Genomic DNA, 26,902 nt, shown 5'->3' on the forward strand with positions numbered 1-26,902 from the left:
ACCTCGCCGTACCGATCTCAGGAAGCCCCGGAGGAGGCACGCGTGCGCACCACGAGAAGCGTTCCTGCGAGACCTGTACAGATCACCGCCCTGGCCCTGGCCACGGCGGGTTCACTCCTGCTCACCCCCGGCGCCGCGGGCGCGGACCCCAAGCCCGTCACCCGTGAGGGCTCCGCCGTGGACGACCGCGCGGCGCAGGCTCCCGCGAGCGCGACGCGACGCGCGTTGACCGAGGACGTCCCCACCGGCACCACCACCCGCGCCTACCCCCGCCGCCTGGTCCTCTCCCCCGACCGGGAGAACCCCGGCGACACGTCCCTGAAGCTGGGCCTCACGCCGTACCACGCGATCGCGCCGAAGCTGAACGCGTTACAGCGTCTGGGCGACCGGGTGAGCGTGGAGGTCACGGGCCGCTCGGCCGGCGGCCACCGCCTCTACCTCGTCACCGTCACCGCCCCGGAGACCACCCGGGAGGCCCGCGCCCAGGAGCGGATGCGCGAGCTGATCCGGGACGCGCCCGCCGCGGCGGCCAAGTCCCGGGAGATCAAGCGCGACTACAAGACGCCGGTCTTCGTCAACAACAACATCCACGGCAACGAGTGGGAGGGCACGGACGCCTCCCTGAAGACCATCGAACGGCTCGCGACGGCGAAGGACGCGAAGACCAGGGACCTTCTCGCGCACAGCCGCCTGTACTTCAACATCACGGCCAACCCGGACGGCCGGATCGCCGGGACCCGCGCCAACGCGAACGGTTTCGATCTGAACCGGGACTTCGTCACCGCCTCCCAGCCCGAGACACGCGCGATGCGGCAGATCGAACTCGGCACGCAGCCGGCCGTCCTGCTCGACCTGCACGGCTACGTCAACGGCACCCTCATCGAGCCCACCACTCCCCCGCACGGCGAGAACTACGAGTACGACCTCTTCCTGAAGAACACCTACGCCAACGCCCTCGGCATGGAGTCCGCGGTCAACGCTCTCGGCTACACGCCGGCGAAGGACGGTGTGGAGGCGGCCCAGATCCCGTTCCGCGACCAGGAGGAGGGCTGGGACGACTGGCCGCCGATCTTCACCCCGCAGTACGCCGCCTTCCACGGCACGGTGGCCGCCCACACGGTGGAGATCCCGCTCGCGGTGAACAACGAGGAGTACGACGAGCTGCCCGTCCCGGAGCTGCGCCGCCGCTCGGCGATCAACACGGCCGTGGCGGGCGCGGCGATCGGCGCGACCCTGGCCCATGTCCGCGAGCACCGCGGCACCCTGATCGCCGACCAGATCGAGGTCTTCCGCCGCGGCGCGACGGGCGCCGCGCAGGTGCCGGTGTCGGCGCAGACGGTTCCCGGCGTCCCCGGCATCGGCCCGGAGGACGTCTACACGACCAGGTTCCCGCGCGCCTACGTCATCCCGCCCGGCGGCGCCCGCAGCCGGCGCTCGGGGCCCGCCGCCGCCCGTCTGGTCGACCACCTCATCGCCAACGACGTCCGCGTCACGCGCGCCACCCGCCCCTTCCGGCTCGCCGGACGGACCTACCCCCAGGGCTCGTACGTCGTCGACATGCACCAGCCCAAGCGCGGCATGGCGAATGTGCTGCTGTCCGACGGCCGGGACATCAGCGGCAAGGTCTCGGTGATGTACGACATCTCCGGCTGGAGCCTGGGCCGTCTGTGGGGCGCCATGGTCGAGCGGGTGCCGTCGGGCAGCCTGCGGGGTGCTCCGCTGCGCGCGATCGGTGAGGCCGCACCGGTCGCCCACGTGCCCGCGCACGGCAACCTCCGGCTGGCCCTGACCGACCCGCGCGAGGTCGCCGCCCTCAACTCCCTGCTCCGGCAGGGCGTCCCGGTCCGGCGGGCGGACGGCGGCAGCGTGGTCGTCCCGGCGTCGGCCCGCCGTGCGGCGCGCACGGCCGCCCGCGACCACGACGTCTCCTTCTCGGCCACGCGGCAGACCGGCACGGCACCGCTGCGCCGCCTCCGTGTCGCCGCCGCCGTCACGCCGGGTGAGCTGTTCGCCCTGCGGGAGATGGACTTCGACGTCACACCGGTCTCGACGGCGGTCCTGAACGCGGGTTTCACCTGGTCCGGCACGGACGTGCTGTTCGTGTCCGCCGGTCTGGAGCGCGCGGACCTGACCGCCCCCGCCCGGCAGGCCCTGGACACCTTCCTGGACGGGCACGGCCTGGTCGGCCGGGGCGCGACGGGGGCGGCCCTGAACGCGGATGCGGGCCGGCTTGCCGTCAAGCCGGTGGAGGGCAACGCGGACGCGAACGGCGTGGTGAAGGTGACCAACACGGGCGGCATCACGCGCGACGCACCGGACCACGGCTTCGTCTACGCCCCGCTCTGGTTCACCGACCCGGGCCCGGGCGTCCGCGTGGAGCAGTCGTACGCGACCGGGAATCCGCTGGTGGCCGGGCACTGGCGGCCGCTGCCCGGCGGCAGCGGCGGTCCCACCGCTGCCGCCGGGCAGGCCTCGGTCGTCAGCGGGGGCCGCACGGTCCTCTTCGGCACCGAACCACTCTTCCGGGACCACCCCAAGGGGGAATTCCCGCAGGTGGCGAGGGCATTGTTCACAGTGGCACACAGCGCTTCAGTCAAGGAGAGCGGATGACGCAAGAGATCCACGGCACCGTGGCGGACGGCTTCGAGGCGGTGCGCGAGGAGTTCACCGCGTTCGTGGCCGGGGAGCGAGCCGACTACGAGGGGCAGCTGTGCGCCTACGTCCGCGGCCGGAAGGTCGTCGACCTGTGGGCGGGGACCGGCGCGGACGCCCTCTACGGTGTGTTCTCGTCCACCAAGGGCGCCGCCTACCTGGTCGTGGCTCTGCTCGTCCAGGACGGCACGCTCGAACTGGACCGCAAGGTGACGTACTACTGGCCGGAGTTCGCGGCCGAGGGCAAGGGCGCCCTGACCCTGCGGGATCTGCTGGCGCACCGGGCGGGCGTGGTCGGCACGGACACCGGCTTCACGCTCGCGGAGCTGGCCGACGACCGCCAGCTCGCCGAACGCCTCGCCGACCAGCGGCCGTTCTGGCGTCCGGGCACGGCGTTCGGCTATCACGCGCTGGTCGCCGGCGCCCTGGCCGGCGAGGTCGTACGCCGCGCGACGGGCCGCACGCTCCAGGACGTCTACCAGGAGCGCATCAGGACTCCGTACGGACTGGACGTCCACCTGGGGCTGCCCGCGCCCGGGGAACCGCGCTTCCGCACCACCCAGCCGATGGACCCGACGCCCGAGCAGCAGGCCGTCCTCGACGCCGCACCCACGGGTCCGCACGCGCTGGCCTCGATCGCGTTCAACCGCAACGCGGCGGAGCCGACCGACCTCGTCTCCCTGCCGAACATGCCGCTGATCCGCGCCAAGGGCCCGGCGTCGGTGGGCGGGGTGGCGTCCGCGCGGGGCCTGGCGGGGATGTACGCGGCGGCGATCAGCGAGGTGGGCGAGCAGCCGGCGCTGCTGAAGCCGGACACGGTGGCGGAGTTCGGCCAGTTCCACTCGGCCGGCTACGACCTGGTGGCCCGGGCCCACAAGTCGTTCGGGCTCGGCTTCCAGATGACGGCTGACACGTGGCACCCGTTCCTCGGTGCCGGGACGATCGGGCACAGCGGCGCGGGCGGCTCCCAGGCCTTCGCGGACCCGTGGAGCGGCCTCGCCTACGGCTACACGCGCCGCCGGTTCGCCTTCCCGGGCGGGGCGGCCCCGGAGAACGACCGGCTGGCGCGGGCGGTGCACACGGCTGCGCTCGCCCACTGAGGCCGGGCACGGGCGGAGAGGCCCGAGCACGGCGAAGGAGCAGGAGCGGACAGGCCTGAGCAGGGGCGGAGGCCGCACCCCACGTCCAAGGGTGCGGCCTCCGCGTACGCGACGACTGAGGTCAGACCAGCGTCACCGTGATGTTGCCGCGGGTCGCCTTCGAGTACGGGCAGACCTCGTGCGCCTTCTCGATCAGCGACCGCGAGGTGCCCCGGTCGACCTTGGGGATGTCGGCCGAGATCTCGACGATGATCCCGAAGCCGTCTCCGTTCTTGCCGAGGCCGACCTTCGCGGTCACGGTCGAACCGGTGAGGTCGGCCCCCTCCTGGCGGGCGACGACACCGAGAGCGCCCTGGAAGCAGGCGCTGTACCCGGCGGCGAAGAGCTGCTCCGGGTTGGTGCCGGCGCCACTCCCGCCCATCTCCTTCGGCGGGTTGACGACGACGTCGAGCGTGCCGTCGTGGGTGGCGACCCGGCCGTCGCGCCCGTTCTCTGCGGTGGCGACGGCGGTGTACAGGACGTCGGACTGCTGGATCGGCATGCGGTTGTGTTCCTTAGGCCGTCCGCCGCGGCTCGCGCCCAGGCCGGGACGGATTCGGAAACAAGTTACCGCATGCCGGAATCCCGAAGGAAGGCGTCAGAGCTTGACGATCATCTTCCCGGTGTTGTCGCCGCGCAGAACGCCCAGGAACGCCTCCAGGTTGTTCTCGATGCCCTCGACGACGGTCTCCCGGTACTTCAGCTCGCCGGAGGCGACCCAGGGGGCGACCTCCTGCACGAACTGCGGCTGCAGGTCGTAGTGGTCGCCGACCAGGAAGCCCTCGATGCGGCCGCGGGTCGCGATCAGGCGGGCGAGGTTCTTCGGGCCCGGGGCGGGCTCGGTGTTGTTGTAGACGGAGATCATGCCGCAGACGGCGATCCGGCCGCCCTCGTTGAGGGAGCCGATGGCCGCCTCCAGGTGGTCACCGCCGACGTTGTCGAAGTAGACGTCGATCCCGTCGGGTGCGGCGGCGCGCAGCTGCTTGGCGACGGGCCCGTCCTTGTAGTTGAAGGCGGCGTCGAAGCCGTACTCCTCCGTGAGGAGCTTGACCTTCTCGTCCGACCCGGCGGAGCCGATGACCCGCGAGGCGCCCTTCAGCTTGGCGATCTGGCCGACCTGGCCGCCCACGGCGCCGGCGGCACCGGACACGAAGACGGTGTCACCCTCCTCGAAGGCGGCGGTGCGCAGCAGACCCGCGTAGGCGGTGAGGCCGGTCATGCCCAGCACACCGAGGTACGTCGACAGCGGCGCGGCGTCCGGGTCCACCTTGACGGCGTTCTTCGCGCCGACGACCGCGTACTCGCGCCATCCGAAGAAGTGCAGCACATGGTCCCCGACGGACAGTCCCTCGGCGTTCGAGGCCACGACCTCGCCGACGGCGCCGCCCTGCATGACCTTGCCGAGCTCGAACGGGGCGACGTAGGACTTGGCGTCGCTCATACGGCCACGCATGTACGGGTCCACGGAGAGGTACGTGTTCCGGACGAGGACCTCCCCCTCGCCCGGCTGCGGTACGTCCGCCTCGACGAAGGCGAAGTCCTCGGGCTTCGGCCAGCCGACGGGACGGCTCGCCAGGTGCCACTCGCGGCTGACGGCGGGGAGGGTGGGGGTGTCGGTCATGGGGCGCCTTACCTCACTGGCTCGATGCGGATGTTTCAGTACCTGAAACAACCATGCTCCTGAAAATTTCAGGTTGTCAAATAACCGGGTACCCTCGATCGCATGGCCTCCACCACACCGACGCCCCAAGAGACGACCAACCGCCCTGATCCGTTGACCCTCGAGGTCGTCGAGCTGATCGGGGAGGTCGTGGCGCGGTTCCACGAGGACTACGAGTCGGGGGCGGCGGAGCACGCCCTGACCGGCGCGCAGGCGCGGCTGCTCAGCCTGCTGTGCCTCGAACCGCTGCCGATGCGCAGGCTGGCCCAGCAGCTGAAGTGCGAGCCGTCCAATGTGACGGGAATCGTGGACCGGCTGGAGGCGCGAGGGCTGGTCGAGCGCCGCCCGGACCCCACCGACCGCCGGGTGAAGGTGGCGGCGGCGACGGAGGAGGGACGCCGGGTGGCCCGGAGCCTGCGGGAGTCGCTCCGATTCGCCCGGGAGCCCCTGGCGGGGCTCTCCGAGGGGGAACGGGTGGCACTGCGGGACACGCTGCGGCGGATGCTGGGCTGATCGGCGGCCGGATCGGTCACCGGCTACCGGTCACCGGTCACCGGCCTTCGGCCGCCCCGAAGGAAACCCGCGGTCGGGGCGGTGGCTCAGGATCGTGCGCGGCGCGCCGCGAACGGGTCCGTGCCTCCGGGCCGCCCACCGGGGTTCTGCGGAACGTGTCCGGTTCCGTCCTCCTCCACGAGCATCAGCTCGAAGCCCCGGCACATTCCGAGTGCCGCGAACTCCACGTTTGCGGGGGAGAATCCCGAGGGCAGGAAACAGCGGTTCCGATCCCGCGGCACCGGCGAAGCCGGCCGGGTCGGCCCTACGCGCACCACCACAGGAACCGTTTGCACGGCTCCGACGCGGACGGTTCCGGTTCCGGGGCCTGCGTGGTCGGGGCCGAGGTCGGGGCGGGCCGGGCGGCCGTGGGACCGGACGCCGGGCGGCTGGGGGCGCCTCCCGCCGTCGCCGACTCGGGGTCCTTCGTGAGTTCGTCGCCCTTGGGGGACTGCGACGTCTCGTCCTTCGGGGATTTCGAAGCGGACGGCGTGTCGGATGCGCTGGGTGAGGCGGATGTTGACGCGCCGTCAGCGCCCGGCACCTTTCCGTCCGGGCCTCGGCCCGTCTCCCCCGCCTCCACCGAGGCGTCGCCGTCCGCCGACTCGGCCCCGGCAGCGGTCGGCTTGGGCGACGAACGGGGGGCGTCCAGACCGAGTTCCGCGAGGCTCAGGCCACCGGCGGCCAGCACGAACCCGGCCGCCACGAACAGGGTCCGGCGCCGCCGCCGGCGGTGTGCCGCGGCCTTGCGGTCCCGCCGGCTCGACCCGCCCGGGCCGTCGGCGGCCGGACCGTGCCCACGCCCGCGGCCACGCCGCCGGGCGGCGCGCCCGAGGTGCTCGCCGCCGTCATCGGTGTCGTCGTCGGCGTGGTCGCCACCGTGGTCGTCGCTGTCGTCGTCGGCATGGGAGCCGTCGAAGGTGTCGTCGCGCCCGTCGAATCCGTCGCGCCCGTCGAATCCGTCACGCTCGTCGAATCCGTCGTGCTCGTGTCCGTCGTGCCCGTAGGCGGAGGAGCCCGGCGCATCCGACCCCTGCGGCCCGTCCCCTCCTGTCGGCCGTCCCGGCCCGGCGCCGGAGTACCCGGCCGCGGGGGCGCCGTACGCGCCGTACTCCTGCCCGCGCCCGCGCGGCGTTTCGGCCGAGGTGCCGCACCCCGGGCAGGCAAGGGCGCCGTTGAGGTGCCGTCGGCACGGGTCGCAGTAGTCCATGACGCGGGAAGATTAAGTTCCGCGCAGGTCGCGTTCCTAGGTTCAGCTGGTGAAAGTTCTGTAGGGACCCGGTCCACCCAAGGTTTCGAAACTGTCGAAACCGTTATGCGCGCGACCCATTGACACCCCCGCCGCCCGATCCTTACTGTCACGCCAGCATTTCGAACGTGTGCCGAAATCTCGAACAGACCGAGTCGCCGGGGCACGAGCGGGACGCTGACGGAACACACTGACGGAACTGAGCCGACGAAGCTGCGAGGGACAACCGCCGTGCGCATCACCGGAATCAGCACACACGTGGTCGGGACGCCTTGGCGCAACCTGACGTACGTCCAGGTGCACACCGACGAGGGGATCACCGGAGTCGGCGAGACCCGGATGCTGGGACACACCGACGCCCTTCTCGGATATCTGAAGGAGGCCGAGGCCAATCACATTCTCGGCTCCGACCCCTTCGCTGTCGAGGACCTCGTCAAGCGCATGAAGTACGGCGACTACGGCCGCGCGGGCGAGATCGTCATGTCCGGTATCGCCGTGATCGAGATGGCCTGCTGGGACATCAAGGGCAAGGCCCTGGGCGTCCCCGTCTGGCAGCTGCTGGGCGGCAAGGTCACCGACAAGGTCAAGGCGTACGCCAACGGCTGGTACACCACCGAGCGGACCCCGGAGGCCTACCACAAGGCCGCCCAGGGCGTGATGGAGCGCGGCTACCGGGCGCTCAAGATCGACCCCTTCGGCACCGGCCACTTCGAGCTGGACCACCAGCAGACCCTGTACGCCGTCTCCCTGATCGAGGCGGTCCGGGACGCCATCGGCCCCGAGGCCGAGCTGATGCTGGAGATGCACGGCCGCTTCTCCCCCGCCACGGCCGTGCGCCTGGCCAGGGAGCTGGCGCCGTTCAAGCCGGCGTGGCTGGAGGAGCCGGTCCCGCCGGAGAACCTCAAGGCGCTGGAGAAGGTCGCCGCCAAGGTCGACATGCCGGTGGCCACCGGTGAGCGCATCCACGACCGGATCGAGTTCCGGGAGCTGTTCGAGAGCCAGGCCGTCGACATCATCCAGCCGGACGTCGGCCATATCGGTGGAATCTGGGAGACCAGGAAGCTCGCCGCGACCGCCGAGACGCACTACATGCTGGTGGCCCCGCACAACGTGGGCGGCTCGGTCCTGACCGCCGCGTCCCTCCAGGTCGGCTTCACCTCCCCGAACTTCAAGATCCTGGAGCACTTCAACGACTTCGCCGACGCGGAGATCAAGAAGGTGGTCAAGGGCGCCCCGCAGGTGAACCCGGAGGACGGCTGCTTCCACCTCTCCGACGCCCCGGGCCTCGGGGTGGAGCTGGACGTCGACGCCGCCGCCGAGTTCCCCCAGCAGCAGGCCCGTTTCGACCTCTGGGCGGAGGGCTGGGAACAGCGCAGGCCGAAGGGCGCGCGGTGAGCACCGCGGTCGTCATCGACGCCCCGGGCGAGCATCGTCTCGTGCCGCACGAGCCCCGGCGGCCCGAGGCCGGCGAGGCGCTGGTCCGGGTGCACGCCTCCGGGATCTGCGGCAGCGACCGCGAGGTCTACCAGGGCAATCGCCCCGAAGGCTATGTGCGCTACCCGCTGACCCCGGGCCACGAGTGGTCCGGGACGGTTCAGGCCGTGGGCGCCGGTGTCCCGGAGTCCCTCCTGGGCCGCAAGGTGGTCGGTGAGGGCTTTCGAAACTGTCAGGTCTGCGACCGCTGCCACGCGGGCGACACGACGCTGTGCACGGCCGGCTACGAGGAGACCGGGTTCACCCAGCCGGGCGCGATGGCGGCCACGCTGACCCTCCCGGCCCGTCTCCTGCACGCCCTCCCGGACGACTGCGACCTCACGGCCGCGGCCCTTCTGGAACCCGCCGCGTGCGTCGCGGCCGCCGCGCTGAAGGGCAACGCACAGCCCGGCGAGCGCGTCGCCGTGGTCGGCACCGGCACCCTCGGCATGTTCGCCGTGCAGTTCCTCAAGGCGAACTCGCCGTCCGAGCTGCTGGTCGTCGGCACCCGCCGGGACCGTGAGGCGCTCTCGCGGCAGTACGGCGCGAGCGACTTCCGGACGAAGGACCAGCAACTCCCGGACGACTTCGACGTGGTGATCGAGACGGCCGGGTCCGCGGACGCCGCCCGGATCTCGGCCGGACTGCTCAGGCGGGGCGGCCGGCTGGTCCTGACCGGCATCCCGGCGCCGGACGCCGACGGTCTCGACCCGACCGACCTCGTCGTGCGGCAGCTGGAGGTGCACACCGTCTTCGGTGCGCCGCCGGACGCCTGGGCGCACACGGTGCGGGTGTTCGCCGCCGGTCTGCTCGATCCGCTGCCGCTGGTGACGCACGAGCTGCCGCTCACCGAGTTCTCGCAGGCCATCGAGCTGGTCGGAGCCGGTGATCCGAAGGTGGGCAAGGTGCTGCTCCGCCCCTAGACGTACGCCGGTACGGGGGCAACCTGACGGCTCCCGTACCGGCGTACCCCAGCCTCGCCCCACCCAGAGCCGCGAACCTTGTCCGAAATATCGAACCGAAGGACATTCCTGTGACCGACGCTTCCACCACGGCAGCCCGCAGGCCCGGTGAGCAGGCGCTCACCGCACTGGGCCTGAGCGCGCCCGCCCCCGATCCCGCCGACGCCTCCGCGCATTCCTTCCCCGGCGGTGGCCGCTGGCGCACCGAGATCCCCTCCTGCGAGGGCCCCGAGGCGCTCGCGGTGGTGCTGAAGGAGGCCTCGCGGCTGGACGTCCCGATCCACCGGATCAGCCAGGGCAGCGGTGTGTGGATGCTGACCGACGCCGAGATCACCGAGATGGTCGAGTCGACCGGTGAACGCGACATCGAGCTCTGCCTGTTCACCGGCCCGCGCGGCACCTGGGACATCGGCGGGTCCACGCGCACCGACTCGCGGGGGGCCGGCCTGCGCGCCCGCGGCCACGACGCCGTCGCCGGCTGTGTCGAAGACGCCGTCAGAGCGACGGAGTTGGGCGTGAAGTGCCTGCTCGTCGCCGACGAGGGCGTGCTGTGGACGCTGCACCGGGCACGGGCCGCCGGGATCATCCCGGCCGACACGACACTCAAGGTCTCCGCGCTCATCGGCCCGGTCAACCCGGCGGCGTACGCGGTCTACGAGCGCCTGGGCGCGGACTCGGTCAACGTGCCCAGCGACCTGACGCTCGATCACCTCACCGAGATCCGGCGGGTGTCGGGCGCCCCGATGGACATGTACATCGAGGCCCCGGACGACCTCGGCGGCTATGTGCGGATGTACGAGGTCGCCGAACTCATCCGTCGCGGCGCCCCGTTGTACCTGAAGTTCGGCCTCTCCAAGGCGCCCGGTATCTACCCGTACGGGCACCACATGCGGGAGCAGACCCTGGCCACCGCCAAGGAACGCGTGCGGCGCGGCAGGCTCGCCCTGGACCTCCTGGCCCGCCACGGGGCGGACGGCGACATGGCGCCGCTCGGCTCGCGCCTGCCGGGCGATCTCCAGCGTTTCGAAATCTCGTCATAACGTTCCGGAAACTCACCTTACAAAAGACGACACAGCCGCGCACAATCCCACACATCTTCTCGGTCTTTCCGGCACGACCACCCGGAGCGACTTCGCGCCCTCCAGACCGAGCCCTGCACACACATCAAGGATGATGATCATGCGTAACCGCAGAGCCGCTCTCACCGCCGTCGCCGGAGCCGCGTCCCTCGCCCTCACCCTGTCCGCCTGCGGACAGAGCGGCGAGGGGGGCAGCAAGGAGGGCGAAGGCGACACCAAGGGCGCCACCATCGGCATCGCGATGCCGACCAAGTCCTCCGAGCGCTGGATAGCCGACGGCAAGAACGTCGTCACGGACCTGGAGTCCAAGGGCTACAAGACCAAGCTGGTCTACGGCGAGGACGACCCCGACCAGCAGGTCTCGCAGGTCGAGAACCTGATCACGCAGGGCGTCAAGGCGCTGATCATCGCCGCGATCGACAACAAGTCGATGAACAACGTGCTCCAGCAGGCCAAGGACGCGAACATCCCGGTCATCTCCTACGACCGTCTGATCCTCGGCACGAAGAACGTCGACTACTACGCCTCGTTCGACAACGAGAAGGTCGGCGAGCTCCAGGGCACCTACATCGTCGAGAAGCTCGGCCTGAAGGACGGCTCCAAGAAGGGCCCCTTCAACATCGAGCTGTTCGCCGGCTCCAACGACGACAACAACACCCGCTACTTCTTCCAGGGCGCGATGAACGTCCTGCAGCCCTACATCGACAAGAAGCAGCTCGTCGTCCGCTCCGGCCAGACCAAGCTCAACCAGGTCACCACCCTGCGCTGGGACGGCGGCACCGCCCAGAAGCGCATGGACGACATCCTGACCTCGGCCTACAAGAGCCAGCGGGTCGACGCCGTCCTCTCCCCCTACGACGGCATCTCCATCGGCATCCTCTCGGCGCTGAAGTCCGACGACTACGGCTCCAAGAACAAGCCGCTGCCGGTCGTCACGGGCCAGGACGCCGAGGTCGCCTCGGTGAAGTCGATCATCGCCGGCCAGCAGTCGATGACCGTCTACAAGGACACCCGCCAGCTCGCCAAGGTGTCCTCGAACATGGTCGACGCGCTGCTCAACAAGAAGAAGCCCGAGGTCAACGACACCAAGACCTACGACAACGGCGCGAAGGTCGTCCCGGCGTACCTGCTGGAGCCGGTCGCGGTGGACAAGGCGAACTACCAGAAGGAGGTCGTCGACTCCGGCTACATCAAGGAGAGCGACCTCAAGTAGTCCCCGCCACCCACCGACGCTCCACCACTGATTGGAAGGCACGACCATGGCGGGACCCGTCCTGGAAATGCGCTCGATCGTCAAGACCTTTCCCGGCGTCAAGGCGCTGTCGGACGTCACGCTGACCGTCCGCCAGGGCGAGGTCCACGCCATCTGCGGGGAGAACGGCGCCGGCAAGTCGACCTTGATGAAGGTCCTCTCCGGCGTCCACCCGCACGGCACGTACGAGGGCGACATCCTCTTCGAGGGAGAGGTCTGCCAGTTCAAGGACATCCGGGCCAGCGAGGAACGCGGCATCGTGATCATCCACCAGGAACTGGCCCTGGTGCCCTATCTCTCCCTCGCGGAGAACATCTTCCTCGGCAACGAGCACGCCACCCGGGGGATCATCAGCTGGACCGAGACCCTCCGGCACGCCACCGAACTGCTGCGCCGGGTCGGCCTGTCCGACCACCCGGACACCCGCGTCGCCGACATCGGCGTGGGCAAGCAGCAGCTCGTGGAGATCGCGAAGGCCCTGTCGAAGAAGGTCAAGCTGCTCATCCTGGATGAGCCGACCGCCGCGCTGAACGACGAGGACAGCGGCAAACTCCTGGATCTCATCCTGGAGTTGAAGAAGCAGGGCATCACCTCGATCATCATCTCCCACAAGCTCAACGAGATCCGCAAGGTCGCCGACTCGGTGACGATCCTGCGCGACGGCAAGACCATCGAGACCCTCGACGTGAAGGCCGCGGAGACCTCCGAGGACCGGATCATCAGCGGGATGGTCGGCCGCGACCTGGAGAACCGCTTCCCGGAGCGGTCGCCGCACGAGCCCGAGGAGGGCGCGGCGCCGGCCCTGGAGATCCGCGGCTGGACCGTGCACCACCCGATCGACCAGCAGCGCAAGGTGTGCGACGACGTCTCGCTCCACGTGCGGCGCGGGGAGATCGTCGGCATCGCGGGCCTGATGGGCGCCGGCCGCACCGAACTCGCGATGAGCGTCTTCGGCCGGACCTACGGCCGGTACGCGGACGGGACGGTTCTCAAGGACGGCAAGGAGATCCGCACGAAGACCGTCCCGGAGGCGGTCAAGCACGGCATCGCCTACGTGACCGAGGACCGCAAGCACTACGGCCTCAACCTCATCGACACCATCAACCGGAACATCTCGCTGAGCGCCCTGGGCAAGGTCGCGAGGCGCGGTGTGATCGACGAGCACGAGGAGCGGCAGGTCGCCGAGGGCTTCCGCAAGTCCATGAACATCAAGGCGCCGACGGTGTTCGAGCCGGTGGGCAAGCTGTCCGGCGGCAACCAGCAGAAGGTCGTCCTCAGCAAGTGGATCTTCTCGGGTCCGGACGTGCTGATCCTGGACGAGCCGACGCGCGGTATCGACGTCGGCGCCAAGTACGAGATCTACACGGTCATCGACCAGCTGGCCGCCCAGGGCAAGGCGGTCGTCTTCATCTCCTCCGAGCTGCCCGAGCTGCTCGGCATGTGCGACCGCATCTACACGATGGCCGCGGGGCGGCTGACGGGTGAGTTCTCGCGGGCCGAGGCCTCCCAGGAATCGCTGATGCGTCAGATGACGAAGGACAAAGAGGTATCCCGATGAGCACGGACGTGACCGCCAAGAGCCCGGCCCCCGCGCCGCCGGGCAAGAGCGGAGGGGCCGCGGGCGACGGCCTGTTGCAGCTGGTGATGGACGGTATGCGCCGCAACATGCGGCAGTACGGCATGCTGATCGCGCTGGGCCTGATCGTGGCCCTGTTCGCCGTCTGGACCGACGGCGACCTGCTGCTGCCGCGCAACGTCTCCAACCTGGTGCTGCAGAACAGCTACATCCTGATCCTCGCGATCGGCATGATGCTGGTCATCATCGCCGGCCACATCGACCTCTCGGTCGGCTCGCTGACGGCGTTCGTCGGGTCGATGGCCGCCGTGTTCATGGTCAAACAGGACCTGCCGTGGCCCCTCGCCGTGGTCCTCTGCCTGGCCGTGGGCGCGGTCGCCGGTGCCGTGCAGGGCTTCTTCATCGCGTACGGCGGGATACCGTCGTTCATCGTGACCCTGGCGGGCATGCTGATCTTCCGCGGACTGACGGAGATCTTCCTGGAGGGCCAGACCCTCGGTCCGTTCCCGGACGGTCTGCAGAAGGTCGCCAACGGCTTCCTGCCCGAGGTCGGCCCGAACACGAACTACCACAACCTCACCCTGCTGCTGGGCTTCGCGATGATCGCCTTCGTGATCTTCCAGGAGGTCCGTGACCGCAAGCGGCAGCAGGAGTTCGACCTGGACGTCCCGCCCGCCAAGCTGTTCCTGCTGAAGCTGGTCGCGATCGGTGCCGCGGTGCTGACGCTCACCATGCTGCTGGCCAGCTACAAGGGCGCCCCGATCGTGCTGCTCATCCTGGGCGTGCTGCTCGTCGGCTTCGGCTACGTCATGCGCAACGCGATCATCGGCCGTCACATCTACGCGATCGGCGGCAACCTCCCGGCGGCCAAGCTGTCGGGTGTGAAGGACAAGAAGGTCACCTTCCTGGTCTTCCTGAACATGGGCATGCTCGCGGCCCTGGCGGGTCTGGTCTTCGCCGCCCGCTTCAACGCGGCCTCTCCCAAGGCCGGCCTCAACTTCGAGCTGGAGGCGATCGCCGCCTCGTTCATCGGCGGTGCGTCGATGAGCGGCGGTGTCGGCACCGTGCTCGGCGCGATCATCGGTGGCCTGGTCCTGGGCGTGCTGAACAACGGTATGAACCTCGTCGGCATCGGCACCGACTGGCAGCAGGTCATCAAGGGCATGGTGCTGCTGGCGGCGGTCGGGTTCGACGTGTGGAACAAGCGCAAGGTCGGTTCGTAAGTCAGATCGGGGCCCCGCCGGAAGGCGGGGCCCTCTCCTTATCGGGAGCCGCACACATGGAACTGAACAGACGCACGGTCATCGCCGGAGCAGCGGCGGCGGGCATAGCCGCCACCACGCTCGGCGGCACGGCACACGCCACGGGAGGCAGGAAGCCGGTGAAGACGCTCTTCGGCAAGCTGGCCGACGGCACCAAGGTCTACAGCTGGTCGCTGGAGAACGGCGGCACCCGCCTGAAGGTCCTCTCCTGGGGCGGTGTCGTCCAGTCCCTGGAGATCCCCGACCGTCGTGGCCGCTACGCCAACGTCTCCGCGGGCTTCGACAACCTCGAGGACTACGTCGCGAAGACCCCGTACTTCGGCGCCCTGATCGGCCGGTACGGCAACCGCATCGGCAAGGGCAGGTTCACCCTCGACGGCAAGAACCACCAGCTGTCCGTGAACGACGGCGAGCAGAGCCTGCACGGCGGCTCCCAGGGCTTCGACAAGCGCGTGTGGGACGTCGAGCCGTTCGTGAAGGGCTCCGACGTCGGCCTGCACCTGTACTACACGAGCGTCGACGGCGAGATGGGCTACCCGGGCACGCTCAAGACGAAGGTGACGTACACGCTCACCCGGCACGGCGACTGGCGCATCGACTACGAGGCCACCACCGACAAGGCCACCGTCGTCAACCTCACCAGCCACGTCTACTGGAACCTGGCCGGCGAGGGCAGCGGCACCATCGAGGACCACGAGCTGCACATCGCCGCGTCCCGTTACACGCCCACCGACGCGGGCCTGATCCCCACGGGCGAGCTGGCCAAGGTCGCGGGCACGCCCTTCGACTTCAGCCGTGCCAAGCCGATCGGCCGGGACATCCGCACCTCGCACCCGCAGCTGGTCACCGCCAAGGGCTTCGACCACAACTGGGTCCTCGACAAGGGCATCACCGCCCGGCCCGAGCACGTCGCGACCCTGCGCGACCCGGCCTCCGGCCGGTCCTTGAAGATCGCCACGAACGAGCCGGGCCTGCAGTTCTACTCCGGCAACTTCCTCGACGGCACGCTGACGGGCCCGTCCGGCCGCACCTACCGGCAGGGCGACGCGCTCTGCCTGGAGACGCAGCACTTCCCGGACTCGCCGAACAAGCCGAAGTTCCCCTCCACGGTGCTGCGACCGGGGCAGACGTACCGCACGACCACGATCCACACGTTCGGCTGCTGAGGCCACTGACAGGCCTTCACACGATGGGCACATGTTCCGACCGTTTTCATGACGGTTGAACAGTGTCCCCGTGACCTCCGTATGAAAGGGCGGCCCGCGCTCCCCCGCGCGGGCCGCCCTCAAACGTCGGGTCCGTCCGTCCCCAACGGACCCGCCCCATACGGAGGTTCCATGGCCGACAACGTCACGTCGCTGTTCCGCAGTACCGCGGCACACAGCCCGTCGATGGCGGCTCTGACACGTGAGGGCGGCGAGGGAGCCGGCCCCGTGGACTTCTGTATCCCCTGCAACCCGTACTTCCCGACCCCGGCCATGTTCGAGGACATGGCGGGCCGGCTGCGCGACATCATCACGTACTACCCGAGCAGCGCCGACACGATCACCGCCGAGCTGTGCAGCCTGCTCCAGCTGCCCCCGCAGTGCGTGGCCATGGGCAACGGCTCGACCGAGCTCATCACCTGGATCGACCACCTGCTGGTCCGTGAGTCGCTCGCGGTCCCCGTCCCCACCTTCGGCCGCTGGACCGACCAGCCCATGGAGACCGGCAAGCGGGTCGACATGTTCCCGCTCCAGGAGTCCAGCGGCTTCGCCCTCGACCTCGCGCAGTACGCCGAGTTCATCCGGGCCCGCGGCACCCGCGTCGCGGTGATCTGCAACCCCAACAACCCCGACGGCGGCTTCCTGCACAAGCACGCCATCGTGCAGTTCATGGACGCCATGGCCGACCTCGACCTGATCGTCATCGACGAGTCGTTCCTGGAGTTCGCGGACGCCGAGGCCGAGCCGTCGGTCGTCCAGGAGGCCATGCTGCGGCCCAACGTCGTCGTACTGCGCAGCCTCGGCAAGAACTTCGGCCTGCACGGCATCCGCTTCGGCTACCTCGTCGCCAACCCGGCGCTCGCGGGCCGGGTCCGCTCGATGCTGCCGAAGTGGAACCTCAACTCCTTCGCCGAGCACGTCGTCTTCATGCTGAAGGAGCACGGCGCCGAGTACATGCAGAGCCTCCAGCAGGTGCGCCGCGACCGTCTCGACATGGCCGGCCAGCTCTCCTCCCTGCCCGGGCTCACGGTCTACCCCTCGCAGGGCAACTTCCTCTTCGTGCGCCTCCCCGTGGGCGCCGAGGGCACCGTGGTCCGGGACCGGATGCTCACCGAGCACCGGATCCTGGTCCGCGAGTGCGGCAACAAGATCGGTTCGTCCAGTCGCTTCCTGCGTCTCGTGGTGCGCCCCCAGGTGGACGTGCGTCGCCTGGTGTCCGGCCTGGAACAGGTGCTCTACGGGACGTCCAGGAGGGGAGCCGCCGTACCCGAGCTGGGCAATGGGACCAGCTACAGCTCGGGTACGGCGGCCGTGGACCGTCTGGTGAGCGAGACGAACGGGTCGGGCATGCGGGGGCTCGCAGCGCAGGCGGTGGGGATGGCCGCCGCGCCGGCCGCCGCGACCACGGGGGTCGGGGGGCCGGGGCTCGCCCCGGCGGCCGCGAGCACGGGTGGGGTGGGGTTCGCTCCCGCCGCGGCGGCCACCGCCCCGGCTCCCGCTCCGGCCACCGGCATCGGCATGCCGCTCCCCGCCGCCGCGTCCGCCGTGCCGGCGGATACGGGCGGCGGGATGCCGATGCCGGCCGCGGCGCAGATGCCGCAGCCGCAGATGCCGCAGGCGGTGCCGCAGCCCGCTCCCCAGCCGGTGGCCGCCCCGGCGCCGCCCCTGGCGCCCGTGGCTCAGGCCCCCATGCCCGCTCCGGCGCCGGTCCCTGCTCCGGCCCCGGCTCCGGCGCCGTCACCCATGGCCGCTCCGTTCACCGGGCCCACGCCGCCCGGTGTTCCGGCCCGTGGGGGCCTGACGGCGGCGCAGGTGCGGGGGACGAACGGGCTGACTCCGGCGCCGGCCACGGGGTGGCCCGCCGCGCAGAGCTGGCCGAACGCGGCGGGGATGGGGCAGGCCGGGTAGCGCCCTCCCGCCGTAGGTGGTTGCTGCGACCGTGCGGGTGCGGGCCCTTCGTGGCTGTGGGCGCCCACGCGGCGGAGCCGCACATCGAGCACGGCCCCGCGCCCCTGGGGCGTCAGTAGGCGACGGGCCAACCGCTGCTCCAGTTCAGGAGGTTGATGCCGAGCTTGGGTGTGCCGTTCGCGTTGCCGTCGTAGTAGTGGTAGACGATCAGGTCGCCGTCGGCGTCGTTCAGGATCGACTGGCCGCCGGGGCCGATGACGCTGCCGTGCGACTCCAGGACGGGTGTGCCGCCGTTGTTCACCAGGTCGACGCCGTTCTTGTCGCGGTACGGCCCGATGACGCTGGAGGCGCGCCCGACCTTCACCTTGTACGTCGAGCCGGTGCCCGCGCAGCAGGTGTCGTACGAGGCGAAGAGGTAGTAGGAGCCGCCCCGCTTGACGATGAAGGGCGCCTCGACGGCCTTGGTCCCGGTGGGGCGGGAGGCCAGCGAGTAGCGGGTGGTGTGGGAGGAGAGCTGCTTCCCGGAGGACGGATCGATCCGGATCATCTTGATCCCGGTCCACCAACTTCCGAACGACAGCCACCACGTGCCGTCGTCGTTCACGAAGAGGTTCGGGTCGATGGCGTTGAAGTCGGCGGCGGAGTTCGAGGTGTGGACCGTGCCCTGGTCGGTCCAGCTGCCCGGTTGGCCGGTGCTGGAGGTGGCGAGGCCGATGGCGGAGGTGTTCGAGCCGAACTTCGAGACGGAGTAGTACATCAGGTACTTGCCGCCGTGGTACGAGATGTCCGGCGCCCAGGCCTCCGGGACGGACGAGTAGTTCTTCCACCAGCTCGGCCTGCTGGTGAAGGCGTCGCTTCTGTTGCGGAAGGCGGTGCGGTCGCCGGAGGTCTTGCTCGCGATGCCGCCGCCGGTGGCGTACAGCAGGTACTGCCCGGACAAGGTGCGGATCATCGAAGGGTCGTGGGTGACGACGTCGCCGGTGACCCGGCCGGGGCCGGGGTACGCGGACGCGGGGCCCGGGACCAGGGCCAGCAGCGCGACGGCGGGGAGGGCGAACAGGGCGGTTCGCCTGCGGAGGGTGCGGGGACTGCGGCTCATGCGGGTCCTCTCCTCGCGGTGAGGGTGAAGAGCTGCTCGATATTTCGAAAGATGATCGCAAGTTCGAACGGACCGTAGAATCGAACCCCTTGCGCGTCAATGGTCCGCGCAGCAACAGCTGCGCGGACCATTGGGAGACGGGAGACGGGGGATGGGGGATGGGGATGAGGGATGGGTGATGAGCCGAGGAACCGGCTGGGGCCGCTGAAGGTCAGCCGGTGGGCAGGCCCAGGCCGTAGTACCTGACGTGGTAGACGTCCACGCACTCGGCCTCACCGCCGACGATCAGACCGGCCGGCTCGGTCACCCCGCCGCCCTGGCCGTCGCCACGAGCATCTCCGCGAGGGCGCGGCCCCTGGGCTCGCGGTGCTCGTCGTGCCGCATTCCCCTTACGCGATGTCGAGCGCGGTCCCGTACAGCCGGTCCACCCTCAGCCGGATGACGAGGCGCCGCTCGTCGACCAGTTGCCGGAGGAAGGCGCCCTCGTCGTCCGGTCGGGCGCCCGCCGGGATCATCGCGAGCAGTTCCCGGCCGACCGTGTCGCCGGGGACCGTGGTGACTTCGGAGACCTCGGCGTCGCCCTCGGCGACGGCGAACGACCAGACGTCCCCGCCCTGCACGTGCAGCGCCGCACGCGGTTCACGGCGCAGGTGCTTGACCTTGACACGGTCGGCGGTGGTCGAGAAGCGCACCGTGCGGGACTCGGCGTCCCAGCTGTACAGCATGGTGGTGAGATGCGGGTGGCCACTGCGCTTGACGGTGGCGAACGTGCCGAACTGCTGCTTGCCGAGCAGGTCGCAGAGGGCTGCGTCGGACAGGGGACGGGGCCCCGGATTCTGCGTCATGCCAAGCTCAACACCCGTGCCCGCCAAGGCATTTCACGACCGTCTCACAATCTACTTGACGCACCGTCACTTTGCCGGATCCACAGCTCCCCGACAGAAAGCCTCCCTAGAGTGCCGTGTTCATGACAGACACCTCGAAGGACCGCCCCGACACGTCCCTCGGCCGCCGCACCGTCCTGCTGGCCACCGGCGCCACCGCGGCCGCCCTGGCCGTGGGCGCGGCGGCCCCCGGCACCGAGACCCCTGCCGGCCGTGCCGCGACCGCCCCGGTCGCCGCCGCAGCCGTGTGCACCCTGACCAAGGAGATGACCGAAGGCCCCTACTACCTCGACGGGCAGTACGTCCGCTCCGACATCCGGGAGGACAAGACCGGCATCCCGCTGAAGCTGACGCTCACGGTCGTCGACGACGACACCTGCGCTCCCCTGAACAACGCCCTGGTGGAGATCTGGCACTGTGACGCCCTCGGCGAGTACTCCGGCTTCGTCGGCAACAACGGCCACGACGAACCCGACAACGGCACGTTCCTGCGCGGTGGCGTCCTCACCGACGCGCGCGGCGTCGCGGCGATCACGACGGTCTACCCGGGCTGGTACCGGGGTCGCTGCGTGCACATCCACATCAAGGTCCACACGGACGTGACCCTGACCCCCGACGGATCCTTCACCGGCGGCGAGGAACTCCACACCGGCCAGCTCTTCTTCGCCGAGGCGATCACGACCAGGGTCGCCGCACTCCCGGCGTACAAGGTCAACACGGTCCCGCGCACCACACTCGCCCAGGACTCCATCTACGACGAGGGCGGCGCGGCCTCGGGCCTCCTCACCCTCACGCCCCTCGGCAGCACGACGTCGGCGGGCTACGCGGGTGCGCTGACCCTGGGTGTGGAGCAGGGCTGACACGGCCCACGGCCCGGAGCCCACGCGCCGCGGTGGGCTCCGGGAGCTCGCGTCACCGTCGCCCGCCGAACTCCCACGCGTGCACCTCGACGCCCGCGTACCGCCCCGGGGGCAGCACGGCACGCGCCGCCTCCGGGTCCGTGGCCCGGACCAGTGCGGCCGTGCCCACCCAGCCCTCACCGTCGTCGGACAGCAGGGGCCCGTAGGCGATCAGCTCGTCGCGGTCGGACGGCACATCGAGGGCGGTTCCGCTCAAGGGCCCGAGTCCGAGGACCAGATGGCGCTCTCCGCCCGTCCGCCCGCCCGGAAACTCCCACATCGTCCGCCCCAGCAGATTGCGCCAGCGCCGCAGCAGGACGTCCCGGTACACCCCGGCTTGGTAGTTGGGCTCGTCGAAGGCGAACGCCCGCGCGGCGGCGGGATCCGGCAGGTCGACTATGTGCACACTGCCGGTGGGGGTCTCCCCGTCCTCGGCGAAGGTCGGCCCCCGGGCGATCAACTCCGCCTCGTACCGGTCCATATAGGCCCAGTGCGCCTCCCCCAGCTCCTCCCGCAGCGGCAGGGAGCCGGGCCGGTCACGGTGGTGGCAGAAGAATTCCATGGCTCATCCAACCTCAGTGGCTACTCTCGTGTCTCCCGTCGTCGTGACCACAGGAGAGCAGACCGTGCGCAGCGCCGCCGTAACACCCGAGGGCGACCGGATCCGCTGGGTCGAACTGCCGGGGCAGGAGCCGCCGCGCGTCTACGTGCACGGACTGGGCGCCACATCGCCCGCCTACTTCACCCGGGCCGCGGTCCATCCGCTGCTGGCCGGGCGCCGGTCGCTGCTGATCGACCTGCTGGGCCACGGGATCAGCGACCGTCCGACGGCCTTCGACTACACGCTCGAATCGCACGCCGACGCGCTCGCCGACGCCCTGACCGCAGCGGGGGTTTCGGGTGCCGAGGTGATCGCGCACAGCATGGGCGGCTCGGTGGCGATCGTCCTGGCGGCCCGCCATCCCCACCTGGTCTCCCGGCTGGTGCTCGTCGACGCCAACCTCGACCCGATCCCGCGCACGCGCGGCTCCTCGGGCAGCAGCGGCATCGCCGCCTACTCCGAGGAGGAGTTCGTGACGGGCGGCGGCTGGGAGGAGGTCCGCGACCGGGTCGGCGCCCACTGGTGGTCCACGATGCGCCTGGCCGGCCGCGAGGCCCTGCACCGCAGCGCGTTCCATCTGACGCGCGGCACGGACCCCACGATGCGGGAGCTGTTGCTGGATCTGAGGATTCCCCGCACCTTCCTGCTTCCCGAGGCGGACGGGCCGCTCCCGGGCTCCGACGCCCTCGGCGAGGCGGGCGTGTCCGTCGTCGCGATCCCCGACTGCGGTCACAACATCATGCTGGACAACGCGGAGGCCTTCGCGCAGGCCACCGCGGCGGCGCTGACACCCCGGGGCTGACCGGCCCTCGCCGCAGCGTCCACGCGGGAACACGAGGGGCGGCCCTCACCGGACCACCGGCCCGGTGAGGGCCGCCCCCGTTCACACCGTCACGACTTCTTCGGGCACTCCTTCCACGCCAGGTGGTACACCGTGCTGATGTCCCCGTCCGTGGAGTCCATCGTCATGAAGCTGACCTTGTCGGCCGACTGGGTGCCGGCGTTGACGCGGATCTCGGTGTTGATGTTGAAGTTGCGCTGGACTCCGCAGGGTGCGTAGACCAGCTGGGCCCAGTCGGTCTCGTCGGTGGCCTGCCAGTTGTCGTTGAGGGGGCCGCTGAAGGGGTGGTTCCTGTACACCGTGCTGGGCGAGCCCTGGAAGTAGTACGAGGCCCGCTGGGTGGCGCTCGCGCCCCGCTGGAGTGAGGCGAATCCCCGGTAGTCCGCGCTCGCGATGGCGTAGGTGAAGCCGCCGGGGACGTGGACCCTCAGGTTGAGCTGGCAGTTCCTGCGGAACGCGGTCGGGTCGGAGCTTCCGCCGGCCTGGGCGAGGTAGTCGCTGTAGGTCACCGTGAAGGCGGTGTTGTCCTCGGAGACGGCGACCGCTGCCGTGCCCTGCGGGCAGCCGGAGCCGTTCACCGTGGCGACCTGGATGATGATCTTGTCCGGGGGCGGGTCGTCGAACCCGGAGGACGGGCTTTGTGCGGGAAGTGCGCTGGTGAGGAGCGCGGCTACCGCACCGCTCAGGAGCAGGCCACCGGCCATGGTTCTCCCATCCGTACGTGGGGGGTGGATCGTGACAGGAACAGAGCATGGGCATGTCAAAGCGACAGCCGCACGCACCCCCGACCTGTGACCATTCCATGAAGGTGATGTGAAGAGCGGGAGCGGTCGCATCGTACGCAGCGCGACGGGAGCGGGCCAGGTCGCTCTCCGGCCATTCACACTGGCGGGAATTCACTGGGATACCGGCAGGCACATAGGGTGCGTTGCACCAGTGCGTCAGACCGAGGACATCCCGAGGACGGAATGAGGATCACGCACAGCGCCGCGCACGGCCGCAGCCCCTCAGGGGTTCTCCCAGGCCGCCGGTTCCGCCGCCAGCCGCTCCACCGGCTTTGGCAGCGCCCCGGCCGCGAGGTCGGCGATCGTCACGCCCTCCAGGATCCTGCGCACATTGGCCCGCAGGGCGATCCACAGCGGCAGCAGCGGCTCGGCGGTGCCGGAGTAGACGAGACCGGTCGGCCGTTCGCCGCGCACCGAGACGATCGGCCCGTCGACGGCCCGGATCACGTCCGCGACCGTGATCTCCGCGGCCTCCCGGGCCGGCCGGTAGCCGCCGCCCCCGCCACGCCGGCTGTCGACGACCCCGCCACGCCGCAGATCCCCGAGGATCCCCTCCAGGAACTTGTGGGGGATGTCCTGCGCTGTGGCGACGGCCTCCGCCTTGACCGGCCCCTCCCCCTGCCGGACGGCCAGCTCCACGACCGCTCGTACCGCGTAGTCCGCTCGTGCCGAGATCCCCATAGGACCATTGTCCCCGTGACCCTGTAGACATTGAGCACACGCACCGCGCACCACAGCGAGCACACGCACCCCCGCACGACGACCACACGCACCACGCACCACGTATCGCAAGGCACAACAGGAGGCGCTCCCTTGGAGCTCAGCAGGCGTACCTTCCACGCTCTGGCCGGCACGGCGGCGCTCGGCTTCGCGCTGACCGGCAGCGGGTCGCCCACCTCCGCCAACCCGGCACGCACCGCGCCCACCGGCCCGCCGCCACCGGTGCCGAGCGCGGACGGCCGGCCGCACGAGATCGGCTTCGACCACTACTCGCTGCTGGTCGACGGCCGCCGCCTGGTGCTCTGGTCGGGCGAGATGCACCCCTTCCGGCTGCCGAGCCCGTCGCTGTGGCGGGACGTGCTGGAGAAGATGCGGGCCCACGGCTACAACGCCGTCAGCGTGTACGTCGCCTGGAATCACCACTCCCCCGCCCCCGGCCGCTACGACTTCACCGGCGTGCGCGACCTGGACCTGTTCCTGCGGACGGCCGCCGAGGCGGGGCTGTACGTGATCCTGCGGCCCGGGCCGTACATCAACGCCGAGGTCGACGCCGGCGGCTTCCCGGGCTGGCTGACCGCCACCGAGGGCCGGGCCCGGACCTCCGACCCGACGTATCTGCGCTATGTCGACGAGTGGCTGACCGCCGTCAACGCCGTCGTCGCCAAACGCCTGTTCACGCGGGGCACGGGCACGGTCCTGCTCTACCAGATCGAGAACGAGTACGACGCGCACGTCGACGAGCCGTCCGGGCGCGCCTACATGTCGTACCTGTACGAGAAGGTCCGCGCCGACGGCATCGACGTACCGCTGTTCCACAACGACAAGGGGCCGGGCGGCCACTGGACCCCGGGGTCGTTCGGCACCGGCGGGGAGAAGGGGCGCTGGCTGTACGGGTTCGACGGATACCCGGAGCCGGACCGGGTGCCGCCCGACTGGGGGCTCTTCGGGAGCGGCGGCGCGACGGGCGGGGCCACGGCCAGTCCCAAGACGCCCGGGTTCGTGCCCGAGTTCGGCGGGGGCTGGTTCGATCCGTGGGGCGGGTCGGCGTTCGACGGCAAGGGGTACGCCGAGGCGCGCCGGACCCGGGACGCTGCGTACGAGCGGCGCTTCCACCTCACCAACCTCGCCAACGGCATCACCCTGCACAACGTCTACATGACCTTCGGCGGCACCTCCTGGGGCTGGCTGCCCGCGCCGGCCGTGTACACCTCGTACGACTACGGCGCCGCGTTCGACGAGGCCCGCAACGCCACCCCGAAGCTCGCGCCGATGCACCAGACCGGGCAGTTGCTGCGGTTCGTGCCCGACCTCGCCAAGCTGCACCGGGCGAAGTCGGTGCGCGCGAGTGACGAGCGGATCAAGGTCTACCACCTGACCAACCCCGACACCGGGGCCCACTTCTACGTCCTGCGCAACGACACCGGCGAGGCGGTCTCCTCGACGCTGCCGGAGGCCGGGATCGACGTGCCGGTCACCGTCCCGGCCCGGGACGCCAAGCTGATCGCCGCCGGTCTGCGGCTCGGGCACCGGACGCTGGTGCACTCCACCGTGCAGCCCATGCTGAGCCTGACCGCCGGGCGGCAGGACATCGCCGTGTTCGCGGGCCGACGGGGCGAGATGGCGCAGGTCGTCCTGGAGTGCGCGGACGAGCCGACGCCCATGCGGCTGGACGCGGAGCCCGCCTGGGCGTACAACCTCGGCAAGCTGAACATCACGGCCCCGCTCGGCGCGGGCGGGCTGAGCCGGGTGCGGGTCGAGGGCGACGGGGTGGACACCCCGATGCTGGTGCTGTTCGCCGACGACGCCACCGCCCTGCGGCTGTGGCCCTACGAGACCCCGTCCGGCCCGCTCCTCGTCTACGGCCCCGCCCTGCTGCGCTCGGCCGAGCTGCGCGACTCCACGGTCCACCTCACCGGCGACACCACCGGGCAGACCGGCCTGGAGGTGTGGGGGCCGCGCGGGATCACCCACGTCACCTGGAACGGGCGCCCGGTCGCGACCCGGATCAGCGCCTCCGGCAGCCTGCTGGCGCTGCGGCCGCTGCCCGGGGTGGCCCGGCCGTCCCTGCCCGCCCTCGACGGCTGGCGGCGCCGGGCCGGGAACCCGGAGTCCGAGCCGGACTTCGACGACTCGGACTGGACGACGGCCGACAAGGAGACGACCTTCAGCACCACGCCCGTGCCCGACGGGCAGCCCGTCCTGTTCGCGGACGACTACGGCTTCCACTACGGCGACGTCTGGTACCGGGGCGAGTGGAACGACGAGAACGGCATCGAGTCCGTGTCCCTCGCCTACAGCACGGGCACCCAGGGCCTGCTCATGGCCTGGCTGGACGGCGAGCCGCTGGGCACGCACCGCATGCCGGTCCCCGACAAGGAGCGGGCGCGGCAGGGGACGTGGACCGCGAAGGCGGGCTTCGACCTGCCGGAGAAGCTGCGGGAGAGGTTGCGTGAGGCGCGGGACGGGAAGCGTGACCGGCATGTGCTCTCCGTGCTCGTGCGGCGGATGCAGCACGACATGGACGGCAAGGCCCTCGACACGCACAAGGCCGCGCGGGGTCTGACCGCCGTCACCTTCGAGGGCGGCTCCCCCGAGGTGACGTGGCGGATCCAGGGCGCTTCCACGCCCGATCCCGTGCGCGGGCCGATGAACACCGGCGGGCTGCACGGGGAGCGCGAGGGCTGGCATCTGCCCGAGTACGACGACGGGGACTGGAAGGACGCCGAACTCCCCCGGGCCGAGCGGCGGCAGGGCGTCACCTGGTACCGGACGGACTTCCGGCTGGACGTCGCCCCGGGTGTCGACGCCTCGATCGGGCTCGTCCTCGACGACGACCCGGGCCGGGCCTACCGCGTCCAGATCTTCCTCAACGGCTGGAACATGGGCCAGTACATCAACGACGTGGGCCCGCAGCACACCTTCGTGCTGCCCAACGGGATCCTGCGCACACGGGGTGCCAACACACTGGCGCTGGCGGTGTTGTCCGACGGGACCACACCGGCCGGGCCCGGAGAGGCGCGGCTGACCCTGCTGGGCGCGGCGGCCGGAGGAGTGCCCGTGAATCCGGTGTGACCGGATCGGGCCGTCCGCGTGCATTGCCTTCT

The 26,902-nt window shown here is 70.6% G+C and carries 22 protein-coding genes; 14 read left to right on the forward strand and 8 right to left on the reverse strand.

The window, feature by feature from the left end; translation table 11 throughout:
- Positions 1-42 precede the first annotated feature (42 nt).
- A complete protein-coding gene (locus HDC93_RS24620) occupies positions 43-2,610 on the forward strand; it encodes a M14 family zinc carboxypeptidase (protein ID WP_185013011.1) in 2,568 nt (855 codons plus the stop codon).
- Entirely contained in the window at positions 2,607-3,752 is a 1,146-nt protein-coding gene (locus HDC93_RS24625) for a serine hydrolase domain-containing protein (RefSeq protein ID WP_185013012.1), read from the forward strand. Before HDC93_RS24620 ends, HDC93_RS24625 begins: the two co-directional genes overlap by 4 nt.
- 121 nt (positions 3,753-3,873) lie before the next feature.
- On the opposite strand, the gene HDC93_RS24630 is transcribed toward HDC93_RS24625, so the two are convergent.
- Both HDC93_RS24630 and HDC93_RS24635 read right to left on the reverse strand, forming a co-directional pair.
- A complete protein-coding gene (locus tag HDC93_RS24630) occupies positions 3,874-4,293 on the reverse strand; it encodes an organic hydroperoxide resistance protein (protein WP_185013013.1) in 420 nt (139 codons plus the stop codon).
- Between the two features lie 96 nt (positions 4,294-4,389).
- Complete coding sequence (locus tag HDC93_RS24635) at positions 4,390-5,412, reverse strand: NADP-dependent oxidoreductase (protein ID WP_185013014.1); 1,023 nt, start codon at positions 5,410-5,412, stop codon at positions 4,390-4,392.
- A 102-nt stretch (positions 5,413-5,514) separates the two neighbouring features.
- On the opposite strand from HDC93_RS24635, the gene HDC93_RS24640 reads away from it, so the two are divergent.
- Entirely contained in the window at positions 5,515-5,964 is a 450-nt protein-coding gene (locus HDC93_RS24640; protein ID WP_185013015.1) for a MarR family winged helix-turn-helix transcriptional regulator, read from the forward strand.
- Positions 5,965-6,268: 304 nt separating this feature from the next.
- Here the strand turns inward: HDC93_RS24640 and HDC93_RS24645 are convergent, their stop codons facing one another.
- Entirely contained in the window at positions 6,269-7,213 is a 945-nt protein-coding gene (locus HDC93_RS24645) for a hypothetical protein (RefSeq protein ID WP_185013016.1), read from the reverse strand.
- 270 nt (positions 7,214-7,483) lie between these two features.
- Between HDC93_RS24645 and HDC93_RS24650 the strand changes: the two genes are divergently transcribed.
- The 8 genes from HDC93_RS24650 (at position 7,484) to HDC93_RS24685 (ending at position 17,969) form a co-directional block, all read left to right on the forward strand.
- A complete protein-coding gene (locus HDC93_RS24650) occupies positions 7,484-8,647 on the forward strand; it encodes a mandelate racemase/muconate lactonizing enzyme family protein (RefSeq protein WP_185013017.1) in 1,164 nt (387 codons plus the stop codon).
- Entirely contained in the window at positions 8,644-9,648 is a 1,005-nt protein-coding gene (locus tag HDC93_RS24655) for an alcohol dehydrogenase catalytic domain-containing protein (RefSeq protein ID WP_185013018.1), read from the forward strand. The genes HDC93_RS24650 and HDC93_RS24655 overlap by 4 nt, the downstream gene beginning before the upstream one ends.
- A 110-nt stretch (positions 9,649-9,758) precedes the next feature.
- A complete protein-coding gene (locus HDC93_RS24660) occupies positions 9,759-10,727 on the forward strand; it encodes a hypothetical protein (RefSeq protein WP_185013019.1) in 969 nt (322 codons plus the stop codon).
- A 139-nt stretch (positions 10,728-10,866) separates the two neighbouring features.
- Positions 10,867-11,979 (forward strand): multiple monosaccharide ABC transporter substrate-binding protein, encoded by a 1,113-nt coding sequence (chvE, locus tag HDC93_RS24665; protein ID WP_398986276.1) that lies wholly within the window; start codon positions 10,867-10,869, stop codon positions 11,977-11,979.
- Between the two features lie 46 nt (positions 11,980-12,025).
- Complete coding sequence (gene mmsA / locus HDC93_RS24670; protein ID WP_185013021.1) at positions 12,026-13,576, forward strand: multiple monosaccharide ABC transporter ATP-binding protein; 1,551 nt, start codon at positions 12,026-12,028, stop codon at positions 13,574-13,576.
- A complete protein-coding gene (mmsB, locus tag HDC93_RS24675; protein ID WP_185013022.1) occupies positions 13,573-14,817 on the forward strand; it encodes a multiple monosaccharide ABC transporter permease in 1,245 nt (414 codons plus the stop codon). The genes mmsA and mmsB overlap by 4 nt, the downstream gene beginning before the upstream one ends.
- A 56-nt stretch (positions 14,818-14,873) precedes the next feature.
- A complete protein-coding gene (locus HDC93_RS24680) occupies positions 14,874-16,022 on the forward strand; it encodes an aldose epimerase family protein (protein WP_185013023.1) in 1,149 nt (382 codons plus the stop codon).
- A 171-nt stretch (positions 16,023-16,193) separates the two neighbouring features.
- Positions 16,194-17,969, forward strand: a complete 1,776-nt coding sequence (locus HDC93_RS24685; protein WP_185013024.1) for a histidinol-phosphate transaminase — start codon at positions 16,194-16,196, stop codon at positions 17,967-17,969.
- A gap of 112 nt (positions 17,970-18,081) precedes the next feature.
- On the opposite strand, the gene HDC93_RS24690 is transcribed toward HDC93_RS24685, so the two are convergent.
- Both HDC93_RS24690 and HDC93_RS24695 read right to left on the reverse strand, forming a co-directional pair.
- Entirely contained in the window at positions 18,082-19,068 is a 987-nt protein-coding gene (locus HDC93_RS24690) for an arabinan endo-1,5-alpha-L-arabinosidase (protein WP_185013025.1), read from the reverse strand.
- A gap of 389 nt (positions 19,069-19,457) precedes the next feature.
- The gene (locus HDC93_RS24695) at positions 19,458-19,913 is read right to left on the reverse strand and encodes a TIGR03618 family F420-dependent PPOX class oxidoreductase (protein ID WP_185013026.1); all 456 of its coding nucleotides are present in this window, start codon (positions 19,911-19,913) and stop codon (positions 19,458-19,460) included.
- Between the two features lie 122 nt (positions 19,914-20,035).
- Between HDC93_RS24695 and HDC93_RS24700 the strand changes: the two genes are divergently transcribed.
- Positions 20,036-20,812, forward strand: coding sequence for an intradiol ring-cleavage dioxygenase (locus HDC93_RS24700; protein WP_185013027.1), 777 nt, complete (start codon positions 20,036-20,038; stop codon positions 20,810-20,812).
- A gap of 52 nt (positions 20,813-20,864) precedes the next feature.
- Here the strand turns inward: HDC93_RS24700 and HDC93_RS24705 are convergent, their stop codons facing one another.
- Entirely contained in the window at positions 20,865-21,413 is a 549-nt protein-coding gene (locus tag HDC93_RS24705) for a YciI family protein (RefSeq protein WP_185013028.1), read from the reverse strand.
- A gap of 64 nt (positions 21,414-21,477) precedes the next feature.
- Between HDC93_RS24705 and HDC93_RS24710 the strand changes: the two genes are divergently transcribed.
- Positions 21,478-22,254, forward strand: a complete 777-nt coding sequence (locus HDC93_RS24710) for an alpha/beta fold hydrolase (protein ID WP_185013029.1) — start codon at positions 21,478-21,480, stop codon at positions 22,252-22,254.
- 89 nt (positions 22,255-22,343) lie between these two features.
- On the opposite strand, the gene HDC93_RS24715 is transcribed toward HDC93_RS24710, so the two are convergent.
- A complete protein-coding gene (locus tag HDC93_RS24715) occupies positions 22,344-22,997 on the reverse strand; it encodes a DUF4360 domain-containing protein (RefSeq protein WP_185013030.1) in 654 nt (217 codons plus the stop codon).
- A gap of 303 nt (positions 22,998-23,300) precedes the next feature.
- Positions 23,301-23,759, reverse strand: coding sequence for an Rrf2 family transcriptional regulator (locus HDC93_RS24720; RefSeq protein WP_185013031.1), 459 nt, complete (start codon positions 23,757-23,759; stop codon positions 23,301-23,303).
- 132 nt (positions 23,760-23,891) lie between these two features.
- Between HDC93_RS24720 and HDC93_RS24725 the strand changes: the two genes are divergently transcribed.
- Positions 23,892-26,870 (forward strand): beta-galactosidase, encoded by a 2,979-nt coding sequence (locus tag HDC93_RS24725; protein WP_185013032.1) that lies wholly within the window; start codon positions 23,892-23,894, stop codon positions 26,868-26,870.
- Positions 26,871-26,902: the final 32 nt, after the last annotated feature.

The sequence above is a fragment of the Streptomyces sp. AK010 genome, from assembly GCF_014207295.1.
GTDB classification, from domain to species: domain Bacteria; phylum Actinomycetota; class Actinomycetes; order Streptomycetales; family Streptomycetaceae; genus Streptomyces; species Streptomyces massasporeus.

What these genes read in the sequence shown, in the direction of transcription:
- mmsB (WP_185013022.1), top strand. Translation starts at nt 13,573, where the DNA reads ATGAGCACGGACGTGACCGCCAAGAGCCCGGCCCCCGCGCCGCCGGGC.
- HDC93_RS24695 (WP_185013026.1), bottom strand. Translation starts at nt 19,913, where the DNA reads ATGACGCAGAATCCGGGGCCCCGTCCCCTGTCCGACGCAGCCCTCTGC.
- HDC93_RS24720 (WP_185013031.1), bottom strand. Translation starts at nt 23,759, where the DNA reads ATGGGGATCTCGGCACGAGCGGACTACGCGGTACGAGCGGTCGTGGAG.
- HDC93_RS24680 (WP_185013023.1), top strand. Translation starts at nt 14,874, where the DNA reads ATGGAACTGAACAGACGCACGGTCATCGCCGGAGCAGCGGCGGCGGGC.
- HDC93_RS24715 (WP_185013030.1), bottom strand. Translation starts at nt 22,997, where the DNA reads ATGGCCGGTGGCCTGCTCCTGAGCGGTGCGGTAGCCGCGCTCCTCACC.
- HDC93_RS24635 (WP_185013014.1), bottom strand. Translation starts at nt 5,412, where the DNA reads ATGACCGACACCCCCACCCTCCCCGCCGTCAGCCGCGAGTGGCACCTG.
- HDC93_RS24700 (WP_185013027.1), top strand. Translation starts at nt 20,036, where the DNA reads ATGACAGACACCTCGAAGGACCGCCCCGACACGTCCCTCGGCCGCCGC.
- HDC93_RS24685 (WP_185013024.1), top strand. Translation starts at nt 16,194, where the DNA reads ATGGCCGACAACGTCACGTCGCTGTTCCGCAGTACCGCGGCACACAGC.
- HDC93_RS24625 (WP_185013012.1), top strand. Translation starts at nt 2,607, where the DNA reads ATGACGCAAGAGATCCACGGCACCGTGGCGGACGGCTTCGAGGCGGTG.
- HDC93_RS24705 (WP_185013028.1), bottom strand. Translation starts at nt 21,413, where the DNA reads ATGGAATTCTTCTGCCACCACCGTGACCGGCCCGGCTCCCTGCCGCTG.
- HDC93_RS24640 (WP_185013015.1), top strand. Translation starts at nt 5,515, where the DNA reads ATGGCCTCCACCACACCGACGCCCCAAGAGACGACCAACCGCCCTGAT.
- HDC93_RS24645 (WP_185013016.1), bottom strand. Translation starts at nt 7,213, where the DNA reads ATGGACTACTGCGACCCGTGCCGACGGCACCTCAACGGCGCCCTTGCC.
- HDC93_RS24690 (WP_185013025.1), bottom strand. Translation starts at nt 19,068, where the DNA reads ATGAGCCGCAGTCCCCGCACCCTCCGCAGGCGAACCGCCCTGTTCGCC.
- chvE (WP_398986276.1), top strand. Translation starts at nt 10,867, where the DNA reads ATGCGTAACCGCAGAGCCGCTCTCACCGCCGTCGCCGGAGCCGCGTCC.
- mmsA (WP_185013021.1), top strand. Translation starts at nt 12,026, where the DNA reads ATGGCGGGACCCGTCCTGGAAATGCGCTCGATCGTCAAGACCTTTCCC.
- HDC93_RS24630 (WP_185013013.1), bottom strand. Translation starts at nt 4,293, where the DNA reads ATGCCGATCCAGCAGTCCGACGTCCTGTACACCGCCGTCGCCACCGCA.